The organism is Escherichia sp. WS1368 (assembly GCF_046487485.1).
In the GTDB taxonomy this organism is placed as follows: Bacteria; Pseudomonadota; Gammaproteobacteria; order Enterobacterales; family Enterobacteriaceae; genus Escherichia; species Escherichia coli.
The window spans coordinates 1-22,618 of record NZ_JBJQJI010000028.1 but is presented as its reverse complement, the minus strand read 5'-3'; the positions used below and the strand labels follow the sequence as shown (position 1 = coordinate 22,618).

The window sequence follows — 22,618 nt, the reverse complement described above, 5'->3', positions numbered from 1 at the left end:
CGGGAGCAAATCCGTGAAAGATTTATTAAAGTTTCTGAAAGCGCAGACTAAAACCGAAGAGTTTGATGCGATCAAAATTGCTCTGGCTTCGCCAGACATGATCCGTTCATGGTCTTTCGGTGAAGTTAAAAAGCCGGAAACCATCAACTACCGTACGTTCAAACCAGAACGTGACGGCCTTTTCTGCGCCCGTATCTTTGGGCCGGTAAAAGATTACGAGTGCCTGTGCGGTAAGTACAAGCGCCTGAAACACCGTGGTGTCATCTGTGAGAAGTGCGGCGTTGAAGTGACCCAGACTAAAGTACGCCGTGAGCGTATGGGTCACATCGAACTGGCTTCCCCGACTGCGCACATCTGGTTCCTGAAATCGCTGCCGTCCCGTATCGGCCTGCTGCTCGATATGCCGCTGCGCGATATCGAACGCGTACTGTACTTCGAATCCTATGTGGTTATTGAAGGCGGTATGACCAACCTGGAACGCCAGCAGATCCTGACTGAAGAGCAGTATCTGGACGCGCTGGAAGAGTTCGGTGACGAATTCGACGCGAAAATGGGTGCGGAAGCAATCCAGGCCCTGCTGAAGAGCATGGATCTGGAGCAAGAGTGCGAACAGCTGCGTGAAGAGCTGAACGAAACCAACTCCGAAACTAAGCGTAAAAAGCTGACCAAGCGTATCAAACTGCTGGAAGCGTTCGTTCAGTCTGGTAACAAACCAGAGTGGATGATCTTGACCGTTCTGCCGGTACTGCCGCCAGATCTGCGTCCGCTGGTTCCGCTGGATGGTGGTCGTTTCGCGACTTCTGACCTGAACGATCTGTATCGTCGCGTCATTAACCGTAACAACCGTCTGAAACGTCTGCTGGATCTGGCTGCGCCGGACATCATCGTACGTAACGAAAAACGTATGCTGCAGGAAGCGGTAGACGCCCTGCTGGATAACGGTCGTCGCGGTCGTGCGATCACCGGTTCTAACAAGCGTCCTCTGAAATCTTTGGCCGATATGATCAAAGGTAAACAGGGTCGTTTCCGTCAGAACCTGCTCGGTAAGCGTGTTGACTACTCCGGTCGTTCTGTAATCACCGTAGGTCCATACCTGCGTCTGCATCAGTGCGGTCTGCCGAAGAAAATGGCGCTGGAGCTGTTCAAACCGTTCATCTACGGCAAGCTGGAACTGCGTGGTCTTGCTACCACCATTAAAGCTGCGAAGAAAATGGTTGAGCGCGAAGAAGCTGTCGTTTGGGATATCCTGGACGAAGTTATCCGCGAACACCCGGTACTGCTGAACCGTGCACCGACTCTGCACCGTCTGGGTATCCAGGCATTTGAACCGGTACTGATCGAAGGTAAAGCTATCCAGCTGCACCCGCTGGTTTGTGCGGCATATAACGCCGACTTCGATGGTGACCAGATGGCTGTTCACGTACCGCTGACGCTGGAAGCCCAGCTGGAAGCGCGTGCGCTGATGATGTCTACCAACAACATCCTGTCCCCGGCGAACGGCGAACCAATCATCGTTCCGTCTCAGGACGTTGTACTGGGTCTGTACTACATGACCCGTGACTGTGTTAACGCCAAAGGCGAAGGCATGGTGCTGACTGGCCCGAAAGAAGCAGAACGTCTGTATCGCTCTGGTCTGGCTTCTCTGCATGCGCGCGTTAAAGTGCGTATCACCGAGTATGAAAAAGATGCTAACGGTGAATTAGTAGCGAAAACCAGCCTGAAAGACACGACTGTTGGCCGTGCCATTCTGTGGATGATTGTACCGAAAGGCCTGCCTTACTCCATCGTCAACCAGGCGCTGGGTAAAAAAGCAATCTCCAAAATGCTGAACACCTGCTACCGCATTCTCGGTCTGAAACCGACCGTTATTTTTGCGGACCAGATCATGTACACCGGCTTCGCCTATGCAGCGCGTTCTGGTGCATCTGTTGGTATCGATGACATGGTCATCCCGGAGAAGAAACACGAAATCATCTCCGAGGCAGAAGCAGAAGTTGCTGAAATTCAGGAGCAGTTCCAGTCTGGTCTGGTAACTGCGGGCGAACGCTACAACAAAGTTATCGATATCTGGGCTGCGGCGAACGATCGTGTATCCAAAGCGATGATGGATAACCTGCAAACTGAAACCGTTATTAACCGTGACGGCCAGGAAGAGAAGCAGGTTTCCTTCAACAGCATCTACATGATGGCCGACTCCGGTGCGCGTGGTTCTGCGGCACAGATTCGTCAGCTTGCAGGTATGCGTGGTCTGATGGCGAAGCCGGATGGCTCCATCATCGAAACGCCAATCACCGCGAACTTCCGTGAAGGTCTGAACGTACTCCAGTACTTCATCTCCACCCACGGTGCGCGTAAAGGTCTGGCGGATACCGCACTGAAAACTGCGAACTCCGGTTACCTGACTCGTCGTCTGGTTGACGTGGCGCAGGACCTGGTGGTTACCGAAGACGATTGTGGTACCCATGAAGGTATCATGATGACTCCGGTTATCGAAGGTGGTGACGTTAAAGAGCCGCTGCGCGATCGCGTACTGGGTCGTGTAACTGCTGAAGACGTTCTGAAGCCGGGTACTGCTGATATCCTCGTTCCGCGCAACACGCTGCTGCACGAACAGTGGTGTGACCTGCTGGAAGAAAACTCTGTCGACGCGGTTAAAGTACGTTCTGTTGTATCTTGTGACACCGACTTTGGTGTATGTGCGCACTGCTACGGTCGTGACCTGGCGCGTGGCCACATCATTAACAAAGGTGAAGCAATCGGTGTTATCGCGGCACAGTCCATCGGTGAACCGGGTACACAGCTGACCATGCGTACGTTCCACATCGGTGGTGCGGCATCACGTGCGGCTGCTGAATCCAGCATCCAGGTGAAAAACAAAGGTAGCATCAAGCTCAGCAACGTGAAGTCGGTTGTGAACTCCAGCGGTAAACTGGTTATCACTTCCCGTAACACCGAACTGAAACTGATCGACGAATTCGGTCGTACCAAAGAAAGCTACAAAGTACCTTACGGTGCGGTACTGGCGAAAGGCGATGGCGAACAGGTTGCTGGCGGCGAAACCGTTGCAAACTGGGACCCGCACACCATGCCGGTTATCACCGAAGTAAGCGGTTTTGTACGCTTTACTGACATGATCGACGGCCAGACCATTACGCGTCAGACCGACGAACTGACCGGTCTGTCTTCGCTGGTGGTTCTGGATTCCGCAGAACGTACCGCAGGTGGTAAAGATCTGCGTCCGGCACTGAAAATCGTTGATGCTCAGGGTAACGACGTTCTGATCCCTGGTACCGATATGCCTGCGCAGTACTTCCTGCCGGGTAAAGCGATTGTTCAGCTGGAAGATGGCGTACAGATCAGCTCTGGTGACACCCTGGCGCGTATTCCGCAGGAATCCGGCGGTACCAAGGACATCACCGGTGGTCTGCCGCGCGTTGCGGATCTGTTCGAAGCACGTCGTCCGAAAGAGCCGGCAATCCTGGCTGAAATCAGCGGTATCGTTTCCTTCGGTAAAGAAACCAAAGGTAAACGTCGTCTGGTTATCACCCCGGTAGACGGTAGCGATCCGTACGAAGAGATGATTCCAAAATGGCGTCAGCTCAACGTGTTCGAAGGTGAACGTGTAGAACGTGGTGACGTAATTTCCGATGGTCCGGAAGCGCCACACGACATTCTGCGTCTGCGTGGTGTTCATGCTGTTACTCGTTACATCGTTAACGAAGTACAGGACGTATACCGTCTGCAGGGCGTTAAGATTAACGATAAACACATCGAAGTTATCGTTCGTCAGATGCTGCGTAAAGCTACCATCGTTAACGCGGGCAGCTCCGACTTCCTGGAAGGCGAACAGGTTGAATACTCTCGCGTCAAGATCGCAAACCGCGAACTGGAAGCGAACGGCAAAGTGGGTGCAACTTACTCCCGCGATCTGCTGGGTATCACCAAAGCGTCTCTGGCAACCGAGTCCTTCATCTCCGCGGCATCGTTCCAGGAGACCACTCGCGTGCTGACCGAAGCAGCCGTTGCGGGCAAACGCGACGAACTGCGCGGCCTGAAAGAGAACGTTATCGTGGGTCGTCTGATCCCGGCAGGTACTGGTTACGCGTACCACCAGGATCGTATGCGTCGCCGTGCTGCGGGTGAAGCTCCGGCTGCACCGCAGGTGACTGCAGAAGACGCATCTGCCAGCCTGGCAGAACTGCTGAACGCAGGTCTGGGCGGTTCTGATAACGAGTAATCGTTAATCCGCAAATAACGTAAAAACCCGCTTCGGCGGGTTTTTTTATGGGGGTAGTTTAGGGAAAGAGCATTTGTCAGAATATTTAATGAATTTCTGGATACTCATAATCAATGTAGAGATGACTAATATCCTGAAACTGACTGAACTAATTGAGTCAAGCTCGGCAAGAATTCGATACTATTCCTGTGTGACTTTCTTAAGGAACGATAATGAAACAGGAAGTGGAGAAGTGGCGACCTTTTGGACATCCGGATGGTGATATTCGTGATTTATCATTTCTTGATGCTCATCAGGCTGTCTACGTTCAGCATCATGAGGGCAAAGAGCCTTTAGAGTATCGCTTCTGGGTTACCTACTCTCTTCACTGCTTCACAAAAGATTATGAACATCAGACTAACGAAGAAAAACAATCGTTAATGTACCACGCGCCTAAAGAATCTCGTCCCTTCTGCCAGCACCGTTATAACTTAGCGCGCATACACTTAAAAAGAACCATTTTGGCGCTGCCAGAAAGCAACGTTATTCATGCTGGGTATGGTAGCTATGCCGTGATTGAAGTGGATTTAAACGGAGGAGACAAGGCATTTTACTTTGTTGCGTTCAGGGCTTTCAGGGAAAAGAAAAAACTTCGTTTGCATGTAACTAGCGCTTATCCCATTTCTGAAAAACAGAAAGGTAAATCAGTGAAATTTTTCACCATTGCCTACAACTTATTGAGAAATAAGCAGCTTCCTCAGCCCTCAAAATAACAAAACCCACCTTAAGGTGGGTTTCGCCAGAGAATTATCTCTGGTATTCAGAACGCCATTACCGGACTTTGCCTTGACCTTGCGATAATCGCAGGTTGCGGGATGTCTGAATTTCTTCAGTCTGCTGCATCCTGGAAGATGAGAACATGTGTTCTTATTTTCGTCTCTATCATAGTTGAGTATTTACTCTCTTACAATCAGATCTCTTTCATTGCTCAACAGGCGATGGCTTCAGACTTTGCATTACGGAATTTTTAAGAAAGGCAGGGCGAAACGAGGAAGAAGCTTTTCGCCCTGGACAACATTCCTGCTGACGGCACTACCATAAAAAAACACAACGCTTTCAACAACCTTGCGTTTTTCATCTTCCGTAGCGGCTCGGAATAAATTTACGTTCTTACATTCCGTCTCATGGCCTTTGCGAGGCGCGTCCCAGATAGCTGTCCCAGTCTTTCCATACCGGCTGCAAACCCTGAGCGGTTAACGCGGCAGCAACCGCTTCCGGTCTGCGATCGTCGTGTGGTGAGAACTGTTCCAGCTCGGGGTGATTGTCGGCATAGCCACCTGGCTGCGTTTTCGAGAAAGCGCTGACGTTATTAATTGCCAGCGGAATCACGCGATCGCGAAACCACGGTGATTCCCGCGTGGAGAGTGACAGTTCAATCTCCGGTGCAAGCAGCCGGAAGGCGCAGATGGTTTGCACTAACTGGCGTTCATCCATAATCGACGCAGGCTCAATGCCGCCAGTACATGGACGCAGGCGTGGGAAGGAGACAGAGTAGCGGCTTTGCCAGTAATGCTGTTGCAGCCATAGCAAATGTTCTGCAACCATATAGCAGTCAACGCGCCAGCTGTCGGAAAGGCCAATTAGCGCGCCGAGGCCTATCTTATCAATCCCCGCACGGCCCAGCCGATCCGGCGTTTCCAGCCGCCAGAAGAAGTCCTGTTTTTTGCCTTTCAGATGGTGGCGGGCATAAGTCGCCTCGTGATATGTCTCCTGATAAACCATCACGCCATCCAGACCAAGTTGCTTTAACTCGGCGTATTCCGTCTCCGCCAGCGGCTGTACTTCCATCTGTAGTGAAGAGAACTGTTCACGCAGGGCAGGGAGATGACGACGAAAGTAATCCATCCCCACTTTCGCCTGATGTTCACCAGTGACTAAAAGCAGATGTTCAAAGCCCATCTCCCGTATAGCGGCGCTTTCCCTGGCAATATCCGCTTCATCCAGCGTTTTGCGCTTGATGCGGTTGCTCATAGAGAATCCGCAGTACGTGCAGTCGTTAGCGCAAAGATTGGAAAGATAAAGCGGGACGTAGAAGCTAACAGTGTTGCCAAATCGTTGACGGGTCAGACGCTGCGCCCGTTGGGCCAGTGGTTCCAGATAGCCACTGGCGGCTGGCGATAACAGCGCCATCATATCGTCGCGGGTGAGTTGCGAGGCATTTAGCGCCCGCTCTACGTCAGCAGCCGTTTTGCTGTTGATACGCAGGCGGATGTCGTCCCAGTCCAGTTGTCGCCAGCGATCGCTGAAGGTTTTCATGCCGATGCCTCCAGAAATCCGGTCAGCGGGCTGGTGGCATGAGCAAAATGACTGCGGCTGCCCGGTCCGGACTGACGTGCCAGCAGGCCTGCTTCTACTGCCAGACGAAATGCCTTCGCCATGTTGACGGGATCGTCCGCGATGGCAATCGCCGTATTCACTAACACCGCGTCGGCCCCCATTTCCAGCGCCTGCGCGGCATGGCTGGGAACGCCGATGCCAGCGTCGACAACCACCGGAACCGTGGCTTGCTGGATAATAATCTCCAGCATGGCACGGGTTTCCAGTCCCTGATTCGAGCCAATCGGCGCGCCGAGCGGCATCACCGCTGCACAGCCGACTTCTTCCAGACGTTTACACAATACCGGATCGGCCCCGCAGTAAGGCAGCACGACAAATCCCTGTTGTACCAGCGTTTCGGCGGCTTTCAGGGTTTCGATGGGATCGGGCAACAGCCAGCGGGCGTCAGGGTGAATCTCTAATTTTAGCCAGTTTGTGCCTAATGCTTCACGTGCCAGATGGGCGGCGAAAATGGCTTCTTCCGCTGTTTTCGCCCCGGATGTATTCGGTAGCAGGGTCACACCCGCCGCGATAAGCGGTTCGAGGATAGCGTCGTTGTGCTGGCGCAAGTCGACACGTTTCATCGCCAGCGTCACCAGTTGGCTGCCGGAAGCGCGAATAGACTCCACCATCAGTTGTGATGAGGCGAATTTCCCGGTGCCGGTAAACAGATGTGAATCAAACGTTTTGTCCGCAATACGTAACATCTCAACCCCCTGCAATAACCTGAAAAAGCAGGATCTGGTCGCCATCCTGCACGATATGTTGCGCCCACTGCTCACGCGGGACGATTTGCTGATTAATCGCCAGAGCCGCGCCCGCTTGTCGTTGGTCGAGTTGCTCCAGTAGTTCGTGAACCGTTTGCCCGGCGGCGCACTGCATCGGTTGATCGTTAAACAGGATCTGCATTGCTTCCTCCGCATACCGGGCAACCTGTAGCGCGGCGCAGCGCCAGGCTGCGCCACTGGCTAGACTTACCGTCGAACAGTCGGAGTTCTCCCGCAGGCGTCTCTATACCGCTTAACAACTTAATGGCTTCCAGTGCCTGCAAAGTGCCCATAACCCCGACCACCGGGCCAACCACGCCCGCCGTGCGGCAGTTGCGTTCTGGATCCTGGGTATCTGGCCACAGGCAGCGGTAACACCCCTGCTCCCAGGGCGGCGTCAGTACCATCAACTGACCGCCAAATCCGGCCGCGCTGGCGGTGATAAGCGGCGTGTTGAGTGCCACGCAGGCGGTATTAATCTCCTGACGAGTCGCCATATTGTCGGTACAGTCGAGCACCACATCGGCCCGTGCTACCGCATCTTTTAACGCCTCACCCGTTAACCGTTGTTGTAATGCTGTCAGTTGAATATCGGGATTCAACTGTGTCAGTCGCTGATGGCTGACCTGCGATTTCGGGCGATCGATATCTTCAGTGGTAAAGAGGATTTGTCGTTGCAGATTGCTTAAATGCACATCGTCGTCATCTGCCAGTACCAGCGTCCCGACGCCAGCGCCCGCCAGGTATAGCGCAGCAGGTGTACCCAGCCCGCCAAGACCAATAATCAGCACCTGGCTGTCGAGCAGTTTTTGCTGCCCGTCAAGAGCGATATCGTCGAGCAGGATTTGGCGGCTATAACGCATAAAGTCACGGTCATTCATCGCCAACTCCTGCAATTTCCAGCAACTGTGCCGTTGCCAAACGCCAGTCTGCGGCTTGAGTAATGGCGCTGACAACGGCGATACTGCCGACACCCGTCGCCATTACCGCAGGCGCGCGCGCCAGACTGATACCGCCAATCGCCACGGTGGGATAATCCGCCAGGCGCTCAACATGCCGTGCCAGCTGTTCCAGCCCCTGCGGTGCAGAAGGCATCTGTTTGGTTTGCGTCGGGAACACATGTCCCAGCGCGATATAAGAGGGGCGTGCTGCCAGCGCGACGTCGATCTCCATATCGTCATGGGTCGAAACGCCCAGTCGCAGACCTGCCGCGCGGATGGCGCTGAGATCGGTGGCTTGCAAATCTTCCTGCCCCAGATGGACGCCATACGCCTGATGCTTGATCGCCAGCCGCCAGTAATCGTTGATAAACAATCGCGCGTTATAGCGGCGGCCCAGCGTAATTGCCGCCACGACATCGGCTTCCACCTCTTCATCGCGCCGATCTTTGATGCGTAGCTGGAGAGTACGCACGCCTGCATCCAACAGACGTTCGATCCACTGTGCGCTGTCCACCACCGGGTACAGTCCTAAACGAAAAGGTACAGGAGGAAAATCAGGCTGATACATCACGCTTCCTCCTTACGCAGGTAGATTTCTCCGCCTCTGGCGCGGAAGTTCTCCGACATATCCGCCATTCCCACTTCAATGGTTTGCGCGGCGGCGTAATCACGCACTTCCTGGCTGATTTTCATCGAGCAGAATTTCGGCCCACACATGGAGCAAAAATGGGCGACTTTACCGGACTCTTGCGGCAGGGTTTCATCGTGATAAGCGCGGGCAGTAAACGGGTCGAGGGCCAGATTAAACTGGTCTTCCCAGCGAAATTCGAAGCGGGCTTTCGACATGGCGTTATCGCGAATTTGCGCGCCCGGATGCCCTTTCGCCAGGTCAGCGGCGTGCGCGGCAATCTTATAGGTGATAAGCCCCTGCTTAACATCTTCTTTATTAGGCAGACCCAGATGCTCTTTTGGCGTTACGTAACAGAGCATCGCGCAGCCAAACCAGCCAATCATCGCCGCACCAATCCCCGACGTGAAGTGGTCATAACCCGGCGCGATATCGGTAGTTAGCGGCCCCAGAGTGTAAAACGGCGCTTCGTGGCAGTGCTCTAACTCCTCGGTCATATTGCGGCGGATCATCTGCATCGGCACGTGGCCTGGGCCTTCAATCATCACCTGTACGTCATATTCCCAGGCGATTTTGGTCAGTTCACCCAGCGTATGCAGCTCGGCAAATTGCGCTTCATCGTTGGCGTCCTGAACAGAACCGGGGCGCAGACCGTCGCCCAGCGACAGCGAAACGTCATAAGCGGCACAGATTTCACAAATTTCGCGGAAGTGTTGATAGAGGAAATTTTCCTGATGATGGGAGAGGCACCATTTCGCCATAATCGAACCGCCGCGAGAGACGATACCAGTCAGGCGTTTCGCGGTCATCGGCACATAGCGCAGCAGTACGCCCGCATGGATAGTGAAGTAATCCACACCTTGCTCGGCCTGTTCCAGCAGCGTGTCGCGGAACGCTTCCCAGGTAAGATCTTCGGCGATCCCGTTAACCTTCTCCAGCGCCTGGTAGATCGGCACTGTACCGATCGGCACCGGGCTGTTACGCAAAATCCACTCGCGGGTTTCGTGAATATAGCGACCGGTGGAGAGATCCATCACCGTATCCGCTCCCCAGCGCGTGGACCATACCAGCTTTTCCACTTCTTCTTCGATGGAAGAGGTGACCGCCGAGTTGCCGATATTGGCGTTAACTTTTACCAGGAAATTGCGACCAATAATCATCGGCTCCGATTCCGGATGATTAATGTTGGCCGGGATAATCGCGCGTCCGGCAGCAACTTCATCACGGACAAATTCCGCAGTGATATTTTCCGGCAGACGTGCGCCAAAGCTCATTCCCGGATGCTGGTGGCGTAAAACTTCGCTACGTATGCGCTCGCGGCCCATATTCTCGCGGATGGCGATGAATTCCATTTCCGGTGTGATGATGCCCTGGCGGGCGTAGTGCAGTTGGGTGACGCGGCGTCCTGCTTTGGCGCGTTTTGGCGCTAATAAGCCGCTAAAACGTAGCTCGTCGAGGCCATCATCTGCCAGTCGCGCTTTAGTGTAATCGGAACTGCGCACGGTAAGTTCTTCGGTATCGCCGCGCGCATCGATCCACGGCTGGCGTAGTTTTGCCAGTCCTTGCTGCACGTTAATGGCGATCTGCGGATCACCATACGGGCCGGAGGTGTCGTAGACCGGAATCGCTTCGTTTTCTTCAAACTGCGGCTGTTCTTTGCTACCGCCAATTAGCGTCGGGCTAAGCTGGATCTCACGCATCGGCACGCGCACGCCGGGTTGTGTGCCAGTGATATAAATGCGTTTTGAGTTGGGAAAGGCGGTGCCTTCCAGGGTGTCGATAAAATGTTGGGCCTGGGCGCGTTGTTCGCGGCGGGTCAGTTTTGTTGCAGACATAGCTCATTCCAAAAAGTTAAGGACGTGGCTTGTCAGACGACGGATGAAGCAAGAGACGATCGCCGCAAAGGCGATGCGATAGCAGATTAACTCTTGTTCCCTTCGCAGGTATTAGCCTGATCAGGTTCCGCGGATCCCGAATAAACGGTCTCAGCCAGTTAAGGCACTCCGACAAGAAATTAGCCCCCACAAACGGGGCGTTGAATGTAAATTACGCGTTAACAGCGCAGAACTCAAGCAGGATGTTTGACGCGGGCGGCGTCAAGCACCAGCAGAATCAGCTTATCTTCCAGCACAAAGCGCGCTTCCAGCGCCTCGCCGATGTCAGATAAAACCTGTTGAAACTCAAGGTAATTATCATGATCGATGGCGGTTTCCAGGCTGGAATCGTAGTAATCCATAATCTGTTGGGTATTGGCTTCGAGTTGCGGCCAAATCTTCGCGGCGCGCACGAGTTGCCCGTTGCCTTCCAGCTTATGAAGAATGCGCTCATAAATACTGAAATGTCCGGCAGACAAGTAATCGACCAGGCTCTGACAAAAATCATCAAGGGCTTTTTCGTTTAGCCTCATGTACGATTCTTTGCCAGGCTTAATGCCAACCAGATTGTAGTAAGCCACGAGCAGATGCTTACGTACATGTAGCCAGCGATCAACCAGTTTGTTACTTCCTCTGACGCGTTCCGTCAGGTTATCGAGCTGGTTAAGCATGATTGACTCCGCAAGTTTGTATTCAAAAACTGCTCAGTGAGAAATGTAAAAACCATGTTAAACATGCCAGTGATGCAAAGGTAGTGCAAGAGCTATGGATCGTATAATTGAAAAATTAGATCACGGCTGGTGGGTCGTCAGCCATGAACAAAAATTATGGTTGCCGAAGGGAGAATTGCCATATGGCGAAGCGGCAAATTTCGATCTTGTGGGTCAGCGCGCACTACAAATCGGCGAATGGCAGGGGGAACCTGTTTGGTTAGTACAACAGCAGCGGCGTCACGATATGGGGTCGGTACGTCAGGTCATTGATCTCGATGTTGGGCTGTTTCAACTGGCCGGACGAGGCGTACAACTGGCGGAGTTTTACCGATCGCATAAATACTGTGGTTACTGCGGGCATGAAATGTATCCGAGCAAAACCGAATGGGCGATGCTGTGCAGCCATTGCCGTGAGCGTTACTATCCGCAAATCGCCCCCTGCATTATTGTTGCCATCCGTCGCGATGATTCGATCCTCCTTGCCCAGCATACCCGCCATCGTAACGGTGTCCATACGGTACTTGCCGGATTCGTCGAAGTGGGCGAAACCCTCGAGCAGGCGGTCGCGCGGGAAGTGATGGAAGAGAGCGGAATTAAAGTTAAAAACTTGCGTTATGTGACTTCCCAGCCGTGGCCGTTTCCTCAGTCTTTAATGACCGCGTTTATGGCGGAATACGACAGCGGCGAGATCGTTATCGACCCGAAAGAATTGCTCGAGGCGAACTGGTATCGCTATGACGATTTGCCGTTACTCCCGCCGCCCGGCACCGTAGCGCGCCGTCTGATAGAAGATACGGTGGCGATGTGTCGGGCAGAGTATGAGTGATGATACACTGACCGCCTGACGCACTAAGGAACAGCCAAAATGACCGAACTTAAAAACGATCGTTATCTGCGGGCGCTGCTGCGCCAGCCCGTTGATGTCACTCCAGTATGGATGATGCGCCAGGCGGGTCGCTATCTACCGGAATATAAAGCCACGCGCGCCCAGGCGGGCGATTTTATGTCACTGTGCAAAAACGCCGAGCTGGCGTGCGAAGTGACTTTGCAACCGCTGCGTCGCTACCCGCTGGATGCGGCGATCCTCTTTTCCGATATCCTCACCGTGCCGGACGCGATGGGGTTAGGGCTCTATTTTGAAGCCGGAGAAGGTCCGCGTTTTACCTCGCCAGTCACCTGCAAAGCCGACGTCGATAAACTGCCAATTCCGGACCCGGAAGATGAGCTGGGTTACGTGATGAACGCGGTGCGTACCATTCGTCGCGAACTGAAAGGCGAAGTGCCGCTGATTGGTTTTTCCGGCAGCCCGTGGACGCTGGCGACCTATATGGTGGAAGGCGGCAGCAGCAAAGCCTTCACCGTGATCAAAAAAATGATGTATGCCGATCCGCAGGCGCTGCACGCGCTACTCGATAAACTGGCGAAAAGCGTCACTTTGTATCTGAATGCGCAGATTAAAGCCGGTGCTCAGGCAGTGATGATTTTCGACACCTGGGGCGGCGTGCTTACCGGGCGCGATTATCAACAGTTCTCGCTTTATTACATGCATAAAATTGTTGATGGTTTACTGCGTGAAAACGACGGTCGCCGCGTACCGGTCACGCTGTTTACCAAAGGCGGCGGACAGTGGCTGGAAGCCATGGCAGAAACCGGTTGCGATGCGCTGGGCCTCGACTGGACAACGGACATCGCCGATGCGCGCCGCCGCGTGGGCAATAAAGTCGCGTTGCAGGGTAATATGGATCCGTCGATGCTGTACGCGCCGCCAGCCCGCATTGAAGAAGAAGTAGCGACTATACTTGCAGGTTTCGGTCACGGCGAAGGTCATGTCTTTAACCTTGGTCACGGCATTCATCAGGATGTGCCGCCAGAACATGCTGGCGTGTTTGTGGAGGCAGTGCATCGCTTGTCTGAACAGTATCACCGCTAAGGAGCGATTATGGATCTCGCGTCATTACGCGCTCAACAAATTGAACTGGCTTCTTCTGTGATCCGCGAGGATCGACTCGATAAAGATCCGCCGGATCTGATCGCCGGAGCCGATGTCGGATTTGAGCAGGGCGGAGAAGTGACGCGAGCGGCGATGGTGCTGCTGAAATACCCCTCGCTTGAGCTGGTGGAGTATAAAGTGGCCCGCATCGCCACCACCATGCCTTACATTCCAGGTTTTCTTTCCTTCCGCGAATATCCTGCGCTGCTGGCAGCGTGGGAGATGCTGTCGCAAAAGCCGGATTTAGTGTTTGTCGATGGTCACGGGATCTCGCATCCTCGCCGTCTTGGCGTCGCCAGCCACTTTGGTTTGCTGGTGGATGTGCCGACCATTGGCGTGGCGAAAAAACGGCTCTGCGGTAAATTCGAACCGCTCTCCAGCGAACCGGGCGCGCTGGCCCCGCTGATGGATAAAGGCGAGCAGCTGGCCTGGGTCTGGCGCAGCAAAGCGCGCTGTAACCCGTTGTTTATCGCTACCGGCCATCGGGTCAGCGTAGACAGCGCGCTGGCGTGGGTACAACGCTGCATGAAAGGCTATCGTCTGCCGGAGCCAACGCGCTGGGCGGACGCGGTGGCCTCGGAACGTCCGGCGTTCGTGCGCTATACAGCAAATCAGCCCTAATTCAGGTAAACTGCGGATAATTTCCGTATTTGAGAACTCAACATGTTACAAAACCCAATTCATCTGCGTCTGGAGCGCCTGGAAAGCTGGCAGCACGTCACTTTTATGGCCTGCTTATGCGAACGCATGTACCCTAATTACGCCGTATTCTGTCAGCAAACTGGTTTTGGTGATGGGCAGATTTACCGCCGCATTCTCGATCTCATCTGGGAAACGCTGACCGTCAAAGACGCAAAAGTAAATTTCGACAGCCAACTGGAGAAATTTGAAGAAGCGATTCCTTCAGCCGACGATTTCGATCTGTACGGCGTTTATCCGGCAATCGATGCCTGCGTGGCGTTAAGTGAACTGGTCCATTCGCGTTTGAGTGGTGAAACGCTCGAACACGCAGTGGAAGTGAGTAAGACCTCCATCACGACCGTTGCGATGCTGGAAATGACTCAGGCTGGTCGCGAAATGAGCGATGAAGAGCTCAAAGAAAACCCAGCTGTAGAGCAAGAATGGGACATTCAGTGGGAAATATTCCGACTTTTAGCTGAGTGCGAAGAACGCGATATCGAGCTGATAAAAGGCCTTAGGGCAGACCTGCGTGAGGCGGGCGAGAGCAATATTGGTATAATTTTTCAGCAATAAGACCAGAAAACGTGATTTAACGCCTGATTTGTCGTACCTGGAGTCTTCCCTTTCGCCCCCCGTCTGGTCTACATTTGGGGGGCGAAAAAAAGTGGCTATCGGTGCGTGTATGCAGGAGAGTGCTATTCTGGCATTTCCGTCGCACTCGATGCTTAGCAAGCGATAAACACATTGTAAGGATAACTTATGAACAAGACTCAACTGATTGATGTAATTGCAGAGAAAGCAGAACTGTCCAAAACCCAGGCTAAAGCTGCTCTGGAGTCCACTCTGGCTGCAATTACTGAGTCTCTGAAAGAAGGCGATGCTGTACAACTGGTTGGTTTCGGTACCTTCAAAGTGAACCACCGCGCTGAGCGTACTGGCCGCAACCCGCAGACCGGTAAAGAAATCAAAATTGCCGCAGCTAACGTACCGGCATTTGTTTCTGGCAAGGCACTGAAAGACGCAGTTAAGTAAGATTGCGTGGCAGTGAACAGTTTTAACGAAGGGGTGGTTTCACCCCTTTTGTCTTTCTGGCGTCGATCATTGATGCTGGCAGGCGCTCTGTTTCTCACTGCCTGTAGTCACAACTCTTCACTTCCTCCCTTTACCGCCAGTGGATTTGCTGAAGACCAGGGCGCGGTACGCATCTGGCGAAAAGACAGCGGCGATAATGTGCATCTGCTTGCCGTGTTTAGCCCGTGGCGCAGTGGCGATACCACCACGCGAGAGTATCGCTGGCAGGGCGATAACCTTACGCTCATCAATATCAATGTTTACAGCAAACCGCCGGTGAACATTCGCGCGCGTTTTGACGATCGCGGCGATCTGAGCTTTATGCAACGTGAATCCGATGGGGAAAAGCAGCAGCTTTCTAACGACCAAATCGATTTATACCGTTATCGTGCTGATCAGATCCGCCAGATTAGCGATGCTTTACGTCAGGGGAGAGTCGTGCTGCGCCAGGGGCGCTGGCATGCGATGGAACAGACCGTGACCACCTGCGAAGGACAAACCATTAAACCTGATTTAGATTCGCAGGCGATAGCGCATATCGAGCGCCGCCAGAGCCGCTCTTCTGTTGATGTCAGCGTGGCATGGCTGGAAGCGCCCGAAGGTTCGCAATTACTGTTAGTGGCAAACTCTGATTTCTGTCGCTGGCAACCCAACGAGAAAACGTTCTGATTTACCAGTGGCCCATACCCATATGACCGCCACCACCGCAGCCGCCGTAGCCCATGCCCATTCCGGCTCCGCGCGGAATACCCGCTTCAGCCATCGCAATATCCCGTTTCACCCGTAACTCATCTAACGACTGACGCAAATTCTCCATCTCTTTGGCGACCGCGTTAATTTTGCTGCTATCCGGTGGGTTCGCGGCTAACAGGGCATTGTATTCATAACGCTTCGTCACCAGTTGCTGTTGCAGTGCGCTGCTTTGAGCGTAAAAGTCATTATGGATTTTCTGCCACGCTGTCTGTTGTTCGCTGGTCAAAGGCGCGGCATTTTGCTGCCACATACCGTGTCCGCCGTGAGCAAATGCAGATGTCGATCCCATCGCCATTGCTGAAAGCGCCATCATCACCAGGGCAATTTTCGTGTTCCGTTTCATGGTTAATCCTCCAGTGGTTGTCTTACTTTGGGTATTGCATCTTTCGTGCCAACAACGAAACGCTGATATGACGGGTAATCTGGCATGATAAACGAGTAAAAATGACTCGCCTGTTGTGGGTAGCGAGTCATTTTTACTCATTGAAACTTAAGTCTTTGTGTTACAGCGCAGGGTAAGCGCTGCTAAAAGATGGCATGATTTCTGCTGTCAAAAAGGGATGAACAGGCAAAGAAGAAGATACGTTTTATGCAACGTTCAAAAGACACCTTAGCCAAATGGTTAAGCGCGATCCTCCCCGTGGTCATTGTTGGGCTGGTGGGATTGTTTGCGGTAACGGTGATTCGTGATTATGGGCGGGCAAGTGAGGCTGACCGTCAGGCATTACTGGAAAAAGGTAATGTGCTCATTCGCGCTCTGGAGTCAGGAAGCCGCGTAGGGATGGGGATGCGAATGCACCATGTGCAGCAACAGGCGCTTCTGGAAGAGATGGCAGGCCAGCCTGGGGTGTTGTGGTTTGCGGTCACCGATGCGCAGGGCATCATCATTCTTCACAGTAACCCCGAAATGGTCGGGCGTGCACTCTATTCTCCTGATGAAATGCAGCAGTTAAAGCCAGAGGAAAACTCCCGCTGGAGACTGCTTGAGGATGCAGAAAAAACGCCTGCGCTTGAGGTCTATCGTTTGTTCCAGCCAATGTCATTGCCTTGGCGGCATGGTATGCACAATATGCCGCGCTGTAACGGCAAAGCTGTGCCACAGGCAGAAGCACAACAGGCTATTTTCATCGCCGTTGACGCCAGCGATCTGGTTGCAACCCAGAGTGGGGAAAAGCGCAATACCCTGATTATCCTCTTCGCCCTGGCGACGGTCTTGCTGGCAAGCGTGTTGTCATTCTTCTGGTATCGCCGGTATCTGCGCTCGCGCCAGCTTCTACAAGATGAAATGAAGCGCAAAGAGAAGCTGGTGGCACTGGGGCATCTGGCGGCAGGCGTTGCCCACGAAATCCGTAACCCACTTTCCTCGATTAAAGGGCTGGCGAAATACTTTGCCGAACGCGCGCCTGCAGGGGGAGAAGCGCATCAACTGGCGCAAGTGATGGCGAAAGAGGCTGACCGTTTAAACCGCGTGGTAAGTGAGTTGCTGGAACTGGTTAAGCCAACGCATCTGGCTTTGCAGGCGGTGGATCTCAACACTCTGATTAACCACTCATTACAGCTGGTAAGCCAGGATGCAAACAGCCGGGAGATCCAGTTACGCTTTACCGCCAACGACATGTTGCCGGAAATTCAGGCCGATCCGGACAGGCTGACTCAGGTCCTGTTGAATCTCTATCTCAATGCTATTCAGGCGATTGGTCAGCATGGCGTGATTAGCGTGACGGCCAGCGAAAGCGGCGCAGGCGTGAAAATTAGCGTTACTGATAGCGGTAAGGGAATTGCGGCGGATCAGCTTGAAGCTATCTTCACCCCGTACTTCACCACCAAAGCCGACGGCACCGGGTTGGGGCTAGCGGTCGTGCATAATATTGTTGAACAACACGGTGGTACAATTCAGGTCGCAAGCCAGGAGGGAGAAGGCGCAACGTTCACCCTCTGGCTTCCGGTCAATATTACGCGTAAGGACCCACAAGGATGACGCACGATAATATCGATATTCTGGTGGTAGATGATGACATTAGCCACTGCACTATTTTGCAGGCATTGCTGCGCGGCTGGGGCTATAACGTCGCGCTGGCGAATAGTGGGCAACAGGCGCTGGCGCAGGTGCGGGAACAGGTTTTTGATCTTGTGCTTTGCGATGTGCGAATGGCAGAGATGGACGGCATCGCCACACTAAAAGAAATCAAAGCGTTAAACCCGGCAATTCCGGTACTGATTATGACTGCGTACTCCAGCGTTGAGACGGCAGTAGAGGCGCTGAAAACCGGGGCGCTGGATTATCTCATCAAGCCGCTGGATTTCGATAACCTGCAGGCGACGCTGGAAAAGGCGCTCGCACATATGCACAGTATTGACGCTGAAACGCCTGCGGTGTCTGCCAGCCAGTTCGGGATGGTCGGTAAAAGTCCGGCGATGCAACACCTGCTCAGTGAAATCGCCCTCGTCGCGCCATCGGAAGCCACGGTGCTGATCCACGGCGATTCCGGCACCGGTAAAGAGCTGGTCGCCAGGGCGATTCACGCCAGTAGCGCACGGAGTGAAAAACCACTGGTAACGCTCAACTGTGCGGCACTCAACGAATCCTTGCTGGAATCTGAATTGTTCGGTCACGAAAAAGGGGCGTTTACCGGAGCCGACAAACGGCGGGAAGGGCGCTTTGTTGAGGCGGACGGCGGCACGCTGTTTCTCGATGAAATTGGCGATATCTCGCCGATGATGCAGGTTCGTCTGCTGCGTGCGATTCAGGAGCGCGAAGTTCAGCGTGTCGGCAGCAACCAGACCATCTCGGTTGATGTCCGGCTGATTGCGGCGACTCATCGCGATCTTGCCGCAGAGGTGAATGCCGGACGTTTTCGCCAGGATCTCTACTATCGCCTGAACGTGGTGGCGATTGAAGTTCCGTCGCTGCGTCAGCGGCGGGAAGATATCCCTCTGCTGGCTGGCCATTTTCTGCAGCGCTTTGCCGAGCGTAATCGCAAGGCGGTAAAAGGTTTTACGCCCCAGGCGATGGATCTGCTGATTCACTACGACTGGCCGGGAAATATTCGCGAGCTGGAAAACGCGGTGGAACGGGCTGTGGTGCTACTGACCGGGGAATATATTTCCGAACGCGAGCTGCCGCTGGCGATTGCGAGTACGCCGATCCCGCTGGCGCAAAGTCAGGATATTCAGCCGCTGGTGGAAGTCGAAAAAGAGGTGATTCTGGCGGCACTGGAGAAAACGGGCGGCAACAAAACCGAAGCCGCCCGTCAGTTAGGGATCACGCGTAAAACGCTATTGGCAAAACTGTCGCGTTAGTTCTGCTCGCGTTCGATAGCGCGCCAGCCGATATCTTTCCGGCAGAAGCAGTCGTCCCAATGGATATCGGTCATTAAGGCATAAGCGCGTTTCTGCGCTTCTGCCACGGTATGACCCAGCGCGGTGACGCACAGTACGCGCCCGCCGCTGGTCACTACCTGCTCGTCATCCGCCAGTTTCGTGCCCGCGTGGAACACTTTGCCGTCAGACACTTCTTCCAGCGGCAGGCCGTGGATCACATCGCCGGTGCGGTAATCGCCCGGATATCCACCCGCAGCCATCACCACGCCGAGAGAAGCGCGTTCATCCCACTCGGACGTTTTCTCGTCCAGCTTGCCTTCACAGGCCGCCAGGCAAAGCTCAACCAGATCGGACTTCATGCGCAGCATAATCGGCTGGGTTTCTGGATCGCCAAAGCGGCAGTTAAATTCAATAACCTTCGGATTGCCCTGTTTGTCGATCATCAGGCCCGCGTAGAGAAAACCGGTGTAGGTGTTGCCTTCTGCCGCCATGCCTTTCACGGTTGGCCAGATGATTCGTTCCATCGTGCGCTGATGAACCTCATCGGTCACTACTGGCGCAGGGGAGTAAGCGCCCATCCCGCCGGTGTTTGGCCCGGTATCTTTATTACCTACGCGTTTGTGATCCTGGCTGGTGGCCATCGGCAGCACATGCTCGCCGTCCACCATCACGATAAAGCTCGCTTCTTCGCCGTCGAGGAACTCTTCGATAACAATGCGATGACCCGCGTCGCCAAAAGCGTTGCCCGCCAGCATATCGTGAACAGCCGCTTCGGCTTCTTCCAGCGTCATCGCGACGATAACGCCTTTACCCGCTGCCAGACCGTCAGCTTTAATGACGATCGGCGCGCCCTTCTCACGCAGATACGCCAGCGCAGGTTCTACCTCGGTGAAGTTCTGGTATTCCGCCGTAGGGATCTGATGGCGGGCCAGGAAATCCTTGGTAAACGCTTTCGAGCCTTCCAGCTGCGCGGCACCTGCGGTTGGGCCGAAGATTTTCAGCCCGGCGGCGCGGAAGGTATCCACCACGCCTTTCACCAGCGGCGCTTCCGGGCCGACGATGGTTAGATCGATCTTTTCGTTTTGCGCGAAATCCAGCAGCGCCGGGATATCGGTTACGCCGATAGCGACGTTTTGCAGTGCAGGCTCCAGCGCAGTGCCTGCGTTACCCGGAGCAACAAAAACAGTTTCAACCAGCGGCGACTGGGCCGCTTTCCAAGCCAGCGCGTGCTCGCGCCCGCCGTTACCAATCACTAATACTTTCATCTATTGCTCCATTAATGGCGGAAGTGGCGCATGTCGGTGAAGAGCATTGCAATACCGTGCTCGTCGGCGGCGGCAATCACTTCGTCATCACGGATAGAACCGCCAGGCTGGATTACGCAGGTCACGCCCGCAGCGGCGGCGGCATCAATACCGTCGCGGAACGGGAAGAACGCGTCAGAAGCCATCGAGGAACCTTTCACTTCCAGACCTTCATCGGCAGCTTTAATACCGGCGATTTTTGCGGAGTACACGCGGCTCATCTGGCCCGCGCCAATCCCGATGGTCATATTGTTTTTGGCATAGACGATAGCATTGGATTTCACGAACTTCGCCACTTTCCAGCAGAACAGCGCATCACGCAGTTCCTGTTCGGTCGGCTGACGTTTGGTGACGACGCGCAGTTCTTCTGCACCGACCATCCCCAGGTCTCGATCCTGAACCAGCAGACCGCCGTTCACGCGTTTGAAATCAAGGCCCGGAACACGCTCGCCCCACTGACCGCAGGTCAGAACGCGTACGTTCTGCTTGGCGGCGGTGATTTTCAGGGCTTCTTCGCTGGCGGACGGCGCAATAATCACTTCGACGAACTGACGAGAAATGATGGCCTGTGCGGTTTCCGCATCCAGCTCGCGGTTAAAGGCGATAATGCCGCCGAATGCGGAGGTCGGGTCGGTTTTGTACGCGCGATCGTAAGCATCAAGAATGGAATTGCCGATAGCCACGCCGCAAGGGTTGGCGTGCTTCACAATCACACATGCCGGCTCGGCGAACTCTTTCACGCACTCCAGCGCCGCATCGGTATCGGCGATGTTGTTATAAGAGAGGGCTTTACCCTGAACCTGGGTTGCGGTAGCAACGGAGGCTTCTTTCACATTCTCTTCTATATAGAAGGCAGCCTGCTGGTGGCTGTTCTCGCCGTAACGCATATCCTGCTTCTTAATGAAGTTCAGGTTCAGCGTGCGTGGGAAGCGACCGGCGGCTTCTTTGCTTTCACCGTGGTAAGCCGGAACCATGCTGCCGAAGTAGTTGGCAATCATACTGTCGTAGGCGGCGGTATGTTCAAAGGCTTTGATAGCGAGATCGAAACGGGTTGCAAGCAGAAGCGATCCTTCGTTGGCATCCATCTCTTTAATGATGGCGTCGTAGTCGCTGCTCTTCACCACGATGGCGACATCTTTATGGTTCTTGGCGGCGGAGCGCACCATCGTTGGGCCGCCGATATCGATGTTCTCAACCGCATCTTCCAGTGAGCAGCCTTCACGGGCAACGGTCTGGGCGAACGGATACAGGTTAACAACCACCATATCGATAGGCTGGATCTGATGTTCTTCCATAATGGCATCGTCCTGGCCGCGACGACCCAGAATGCCACCATGTACTTTCGGATGCAGGGTCTTCACGCGTCCATCCATCATCTCCGGGAAACCGGTGTAATCGGAAACTTCGGTTACCGGCAGACCTTTTTCTGCTAACAGACGGGCAGTGCCCCCTGTAGACAGCAGCTCCACACCGCGTGCGGAAAGTGCCTGGGCGAATTCGACGATACCGGCTTTGTCAGAAACACTGAGCAGAGCGCGGCGGACTGGACGACGTTGTTGCATGGTAAATCCCCTGGATTTGACTATTACAGAGAGCGTTAGCTGAATTTTTCGCGAAAAACTCAGCTAACGCCCCTAACGGGGCATCCTTATTTTTCGCCCGCATTGTAACGAAAACGTTTGCGCAACGCTCGCGAATTTTTCTCTTTCAATGGTGATCTCAATTTTGACAGTGTTTACCGTGGGAAAAATACAGAAATTACATTGATGATTGTGGATAACTCTGTGCGTAAAAAGGTATAAAGCGGGGTTTTGCTGGGGAATGCAGCAGTCAGTCATTTTTCTGCAATTTTTCTATTGCGGCCTGCGGAGAACTCCCTATAATGCGCCTCCATCGACACGGCGGATGTGAATCACTTCACACAAACAGCCGGTTCGGTTGAAGAGAAAAATCCTGAAATTCAGGGTTGACTCTGAAAGAGGA

Annotated in this window: 20 protein-coding genes and 1 riboswitch; of the genes, 10 read left to right on the top strand and 10 right to left on the bottom strand. The window is 53.9% G+C overall.

Translation table 11 applies throughout. From position 1 onward, the window contains the following. Positions 1 to 13 precede the first annotated feature (13 nt). Complete coding sequence (gene rpoC, locus ACJHYD_RS23460; RefSeq protein WP_000653944.1) at positions 14 to 4,237, top strand: DNA-directed RNA polymerase subunit beta'; 4,224 nt, start codon at positions 14 to 16, stop codon at positions 4,235 to 4,237. 212 nt (positions 4,238 to 4,449) lie between these two features. Continuing rightward, positions 4,450 to 4,989, top strand: a complete 540-nt coding sequence (locus tag ACJHYD_RS23455; RefSeq protein ID WP_001306870.1) for a heat-shock protein C — start codon at positions 4,450 to 4,452, stop codon at positions 4,987 to 4,989. Between the two features lie 409 nt (positions 4,990 to 5,398). Here the strand turns inward: ACJHYD_RS23455 and thiH are convergent, their stop codons facing one another. The 7 genes from thiH to ACJHYD_RS23420 all read right to left on the bottom strand — a co-directional run bounded on the left by thiH (position 5,399) and on the right by ACJHYD_RS23420 (position 11,473). Continuing rightward, positions 5,399 to 6,532: a 2-iminoacetate synthase ThiH gene (gene thiH, locus ACJHYD_RS23450; RefSeq protein ID WP_000847474.1), complete on the bottom strand. Its 1,134-nt coding sequence runs from the start codon at positions 6,530 to 6,532 to the stop codon at positions 5,399 to 5,401. After that, positions 6,529 to 7,299 carry a thiazole synthase gene (gene thiG / locus ACJHYD_RS23445; RefSeq protein WP_000944114.1) on the bottom strand — a complete coding sequence of 257 codons (771 nt, stop codon included), beginning with the start codon at positions 7,297 to 7,299 and terminating at the stop codon, positions 6,529 to 6,531. The genes thiH and thiG overlap by 4 nt, the downstream gene beginning before the upstream one ends. A gap of 1 nt (position 7,300) precedes the next feature. Then, the gene (gene thiS, locus ACJHYD_RS23440; protein WP_001166230.1) at positions 7,301 to 7,501 is read right to left on the bottom strand and encodes a sulfur carrier protein ThiS; all 201 of its coding nucleotides are present in this window, start codon (positions 7,499 to 7,501) and stop codon (positions 7,301 to 7,303) included. Continuing rightward, positions 7,485 to 8,240 (bottom strand): thiazole biosynthesis adenylyltransferase ThiF, encoded by a 756-nt coding sequence (gene thiF, locus ACJHYD_RS23435; protein WP_001550404.1) that lies wholly within the window; start codon positions 8,238 to 8,240, stop codon positions 7,485 to 7,487. The genes thiS and thiF overlap by 17 nt, the downstream gene beginning before the upstream one ends. Next, the gene (gene thiE, locus ACJHYD_RS23430; protein ID WP_000284589.1) at positions 8,233 to 8,868 is read right to left on the bottom strand and encodes a thiamine phosphate synthase; all 636 of its coding nucleotides are present in this window, start codon (positions 8,866 to 8,868) and stop codon (positions 8,233 to 8,235) included. Before thiE ends, thiF begins: the two co-directional genes overlap by 8 nt. Further along, entirely contained in the window at positions 8,868 to 10,763 is a 1,896-nt protein-coding gene (gene thiC / locus ACJHYD_RS23425) for a phosphomethylpyrimidine synthase ThiC (protein WP_001550405.1), read from the bottom strand. The genes thiE and thiC overlap by 1 nt, the downstream gene beginning before the upstream one ends. An 80-nt stretch (positions 10,764 to 10,843) precedes the next feature. Then, a riboswitch (TPP riboswitch) is annotated at positions 10,844 to 10,944 on the bottom strand. A gap of 52 nt (positions 10,945 to 10,996) precedes the next feature. Next, positions 10,997 to 11,473 carry an Rsd/AlgQ family anti-sigma factor gene (locus ACJHYD_RS23420; RefSeq protein WP_001550407.1) on the bottom strand — a complete coding sequence of 159 codons (477 nt, stop codon included), beginning with the start codon at positions 11,471 to 11,473 and terminating at the stop codon, positions 10,997 to 10,999. A 94-nt stretch (positions 11,474 to 11,567) separates the two neighbouring features. Here ACJHYD_RS23420 and nudC point away from each other — a divergent pair, with 94 nt between their 5' ends. From nudC to ACJHYD_RS23390, 6 genes are all read left to right on the top strand, one after another. Beyond that, entirely contained in the window at positions 11,568 to 12,341 is a 774-nt protein-coding gene (nudC, locus tag ACJHYD_RS23415; protein ID WP_000373941.1) for an NAD(+) diphosphatase, read from the top strand. 39 nt (positions 12,342 to 12,380) lie between these two features. Beyond that, a complete protein-coding gene (gene hemE / locus ACJHYD_RS23410; protein WP_000137657.1) occupies positions 12,381 to 13,445 on the top strand; it encodes a uroporphyrinogen decarboxylase in 1,065 nt (354 codons plus the stop codon). A gap of 9 nt (positions 13,446 to 13,454) precedes the next feature. After that, the gene (gene nfi / locus ACJHYD_RS23405) at positions 13,455 to 14,126 is read left to right on the top strand and encodes a deoxyribonuclease V (RefSeq protein WP_000362388.1); all 672 of its coding nucleotides are present in this window, start codon (positions 13,455 to 13,457) and stop codon (positions 14,124 to 14,126) included. Between the two features lie 42 nt (positions 14,127 to 14,168). Beyond that, a complete protein-coding gene (locus tag ACJHYD_RS23400) occupies positions 14,169 to 14,759 on the top strand; it encodes a YjaG family protein (RefSeq protein ID WP_000941119.1) in 591 nt (196 codons plus the stop codon). A 186-nt stretch (positions 14,760 to 14,945) separates the two neighbouring features. After that, a complete protein-coding gene (gene hupA, locus ACJHYD_RS23395; protein ID WP_001044513.1) occupies positions 14,946 to 15,218 on the top strand; it encodes a nucleoid-associated protein HU-alpha in 273 nt (90 codons plus the stop codon). A gap of 12 nt (positions 15,219 to 15,230) precedes the next feature. Beyond that, entirely contained in the window at positions 15,231 to 15,926 is a 696-nt protein-coding gene (locus ACJHYD_RS23390; RefSeq protein ID WP_001300651.1) for a DUF1481 domain-containing protein, read from the top strand. 1 nt (position 15,927) lies between these two features. Here ACJHYD_RS23390 and zraP read toward each other — a convergent pair whose 3' ends face one another. Further along, a complete protein-coding gene (gene zraP, locus ACJHYD_RS23385; RefSeq protein ID WP_000828222.1) occupies positions 15,928 to 16,353 on the bottom strand; it encodes a zinc resistance sensor/chaperone ZraP in 426 nt (141 codons plus the stop codon). Positions 16,354 to 16,590: 237 nt separating this feature from the next. On the opposite strand from zraP, the gene zraS reads away from it, so the two are divergent. Together zraS and zraR are read left to right on the top strand one after the other, a co-directional pair. Next, entirely contained in the window at positions 16,591 to 17,988 is a 1,398-nt protein-coding gene (gene zraS / locus ACJHYD_RS23380; protein ID WP_024166544.1) for a two-component system sensor histidine kinase ZraS, read from the top strand. Then, entirely contained in the window at positions 17,985 to 19,310 is a 1,326-nt protein-coding gene (gene zraR / locus ACJHYD_RS23375) for a sigma-54-dependent response regulator transcription factor ZraR (RefSeq protein ID WP_001522131.1), read from the top strand. Before zraS ends, zraR begins: the two co-directional genes overlap by 4 nt. On the opposite strand, the gene purD is transcribed toward zraR, so the two are convergent. Both purD and purH read right to left on the bottom strand, forming a co-directional pair. After that, entirely contained in the window at positions 19,307 to 20,596 is a 1,290-nt protein-coding gene (purD, locus tag ACJHYD_RS23370) for a phosphoribosylamine--glycine ligase (RefSeq protein WP_001550409.1), read from the bottom strand. The two genes, zraR and purD, sit on opposite strands and share 4 nt — an antisense overlap. 11 nt (positions 20,597 to 20,607) lie before the next feature. Continuing rightward, positions 20,608 to 22,197 (bottom strand): bifunctional phosphoribosylaminoimidazolecarboxamide formyltransferase/IMP cyclohydrolase, encoded by a 1,590-nt coding sequence (purH, locus tag ACJHYD_RS23365; protein WP_001550410.1) that lies wholly within the window; start codon positions 22,195 to 22,197, stop codon positions 20,608 to 20,610. Between the last annotated feature and the right edge of the window lie 421 nt (positions 22,198 to 22,618).

Excerpts from the sequence above, each read along its gene's own strand:
- ACJHYD_RS23455 (WP_001306870.1), top strand. The coding sequence starts at position 4,450 with ATGAAACAGGAAGTGGAGAAGTGGCGACCTTTTGGACATCCGGATGGT.
- thiH (WP_000847474.1), bottom strand. The coding sequence starts at position 6,532 with ATGAAAACCTTCAGCGATCGCTGGCGACAACTGGACTGGGACGACATC.
- thiG (WP_000944114.1), bottom strand. The coding sequence starts at position 7,299 with ATGTTACGTATTGCGGACAAAACGTTTGATTCACATCTGTTTACCGGC.
- thiS (WP_001166230.1), bottom strand. The coding sequence starts at position 7,501 with ATGCAGATCCTGTTTAACGATCAACCGATGCAGTGCGCCGCCGGGCAA.
- thiF (WP_001550404.1), bottom strand. The coding sequence starts at position 8,240 with ATGAATGACCGTGACTTTATGCGTTATAGCCGCCAAATCCTGCTCGAC.
- thiE (WP_000284589.1), bottom strand. The coding sequence starts at position 8,868 with ATGTATCAGCCTGATTTTCCTCCTGTACCTTTTCGTTTAGGACTGTAC.
- thiC (WP_001550405.1), bottom strand. The coding sequence starts at position 10,763 with ATGTCTGCAACAAAACTGACCCGCCGCGAACAACGCGCCCAGGCCCAA.
- ACJHYD_RS23420 (WP_001550407.1), bottom strand. The coding sequence starts at position 11,473 with ATGCTTAACCAGCTCGATAACCTGACGGAACGCGTCAGAGGAAGTAAC.
- nudC (WP_000373941.1), top strand. The coding sequence starts at position 11,568 with ATGGATCGTATAATTGAAAAATTAGATCACGGCTGGTGGGTCGTCAGC.
- hemE (WP_000137657.1), top strand. The coding sequence starts at position 12,381 with ATGACCGAACTTAAAAACGATCGTTATCTGCGGGCGCTGCTGCGCCAG.
- nfi (WP_000362388.1), top strand. The coding sequence starts at position 13,455 with ATGGATCTCGCGTCATTACGCGCTCAACAAATTGAACTGGCTTCTTCT.
- ACJHYD_RS23400 (WP_000941119.1), top strand. The coding sequence starts at position 14,169 with ATGTTACAAAACCCAATTCATCTGCGTCTGGAGCGCCTGGAAAGCTGG.
- hupA (WP_001044513.1), top strand. The coding sequence starts at position 14,946 with ATGAACAAGACTCAACTGATTGATGTAATTGCAGAGAAAGCAGAACTG.
- zraP (WP_000828222.1), bottom strand. The coding sequence starts at position 16,353 with ATGAAACGGAACACGAAAATTGCCCTGGTGATGATGGCGCTTTCAGCA.
- zraR (WP_001522131.1), top strand. The coding sequence starts at position 17,985 with ATGACGCACGATAATATCGATATTCTGGTGGTAGATGATGACATTAGC.
- purD (WP_001550409.1), bottom strand. The coding sequence starts at position 20,596 with ATGAAAGTATTAGTGATTGGTAACGGCGGGCGCGAGCACGCGCTGGCT.
- purH (WP_001550410.1), bottom strand. The coding sequence starts at position 22,197 with ATGCAACAACGTCGTCCAGTCCGCCGCGCTCTGCTCAGTGTTTCTGAC.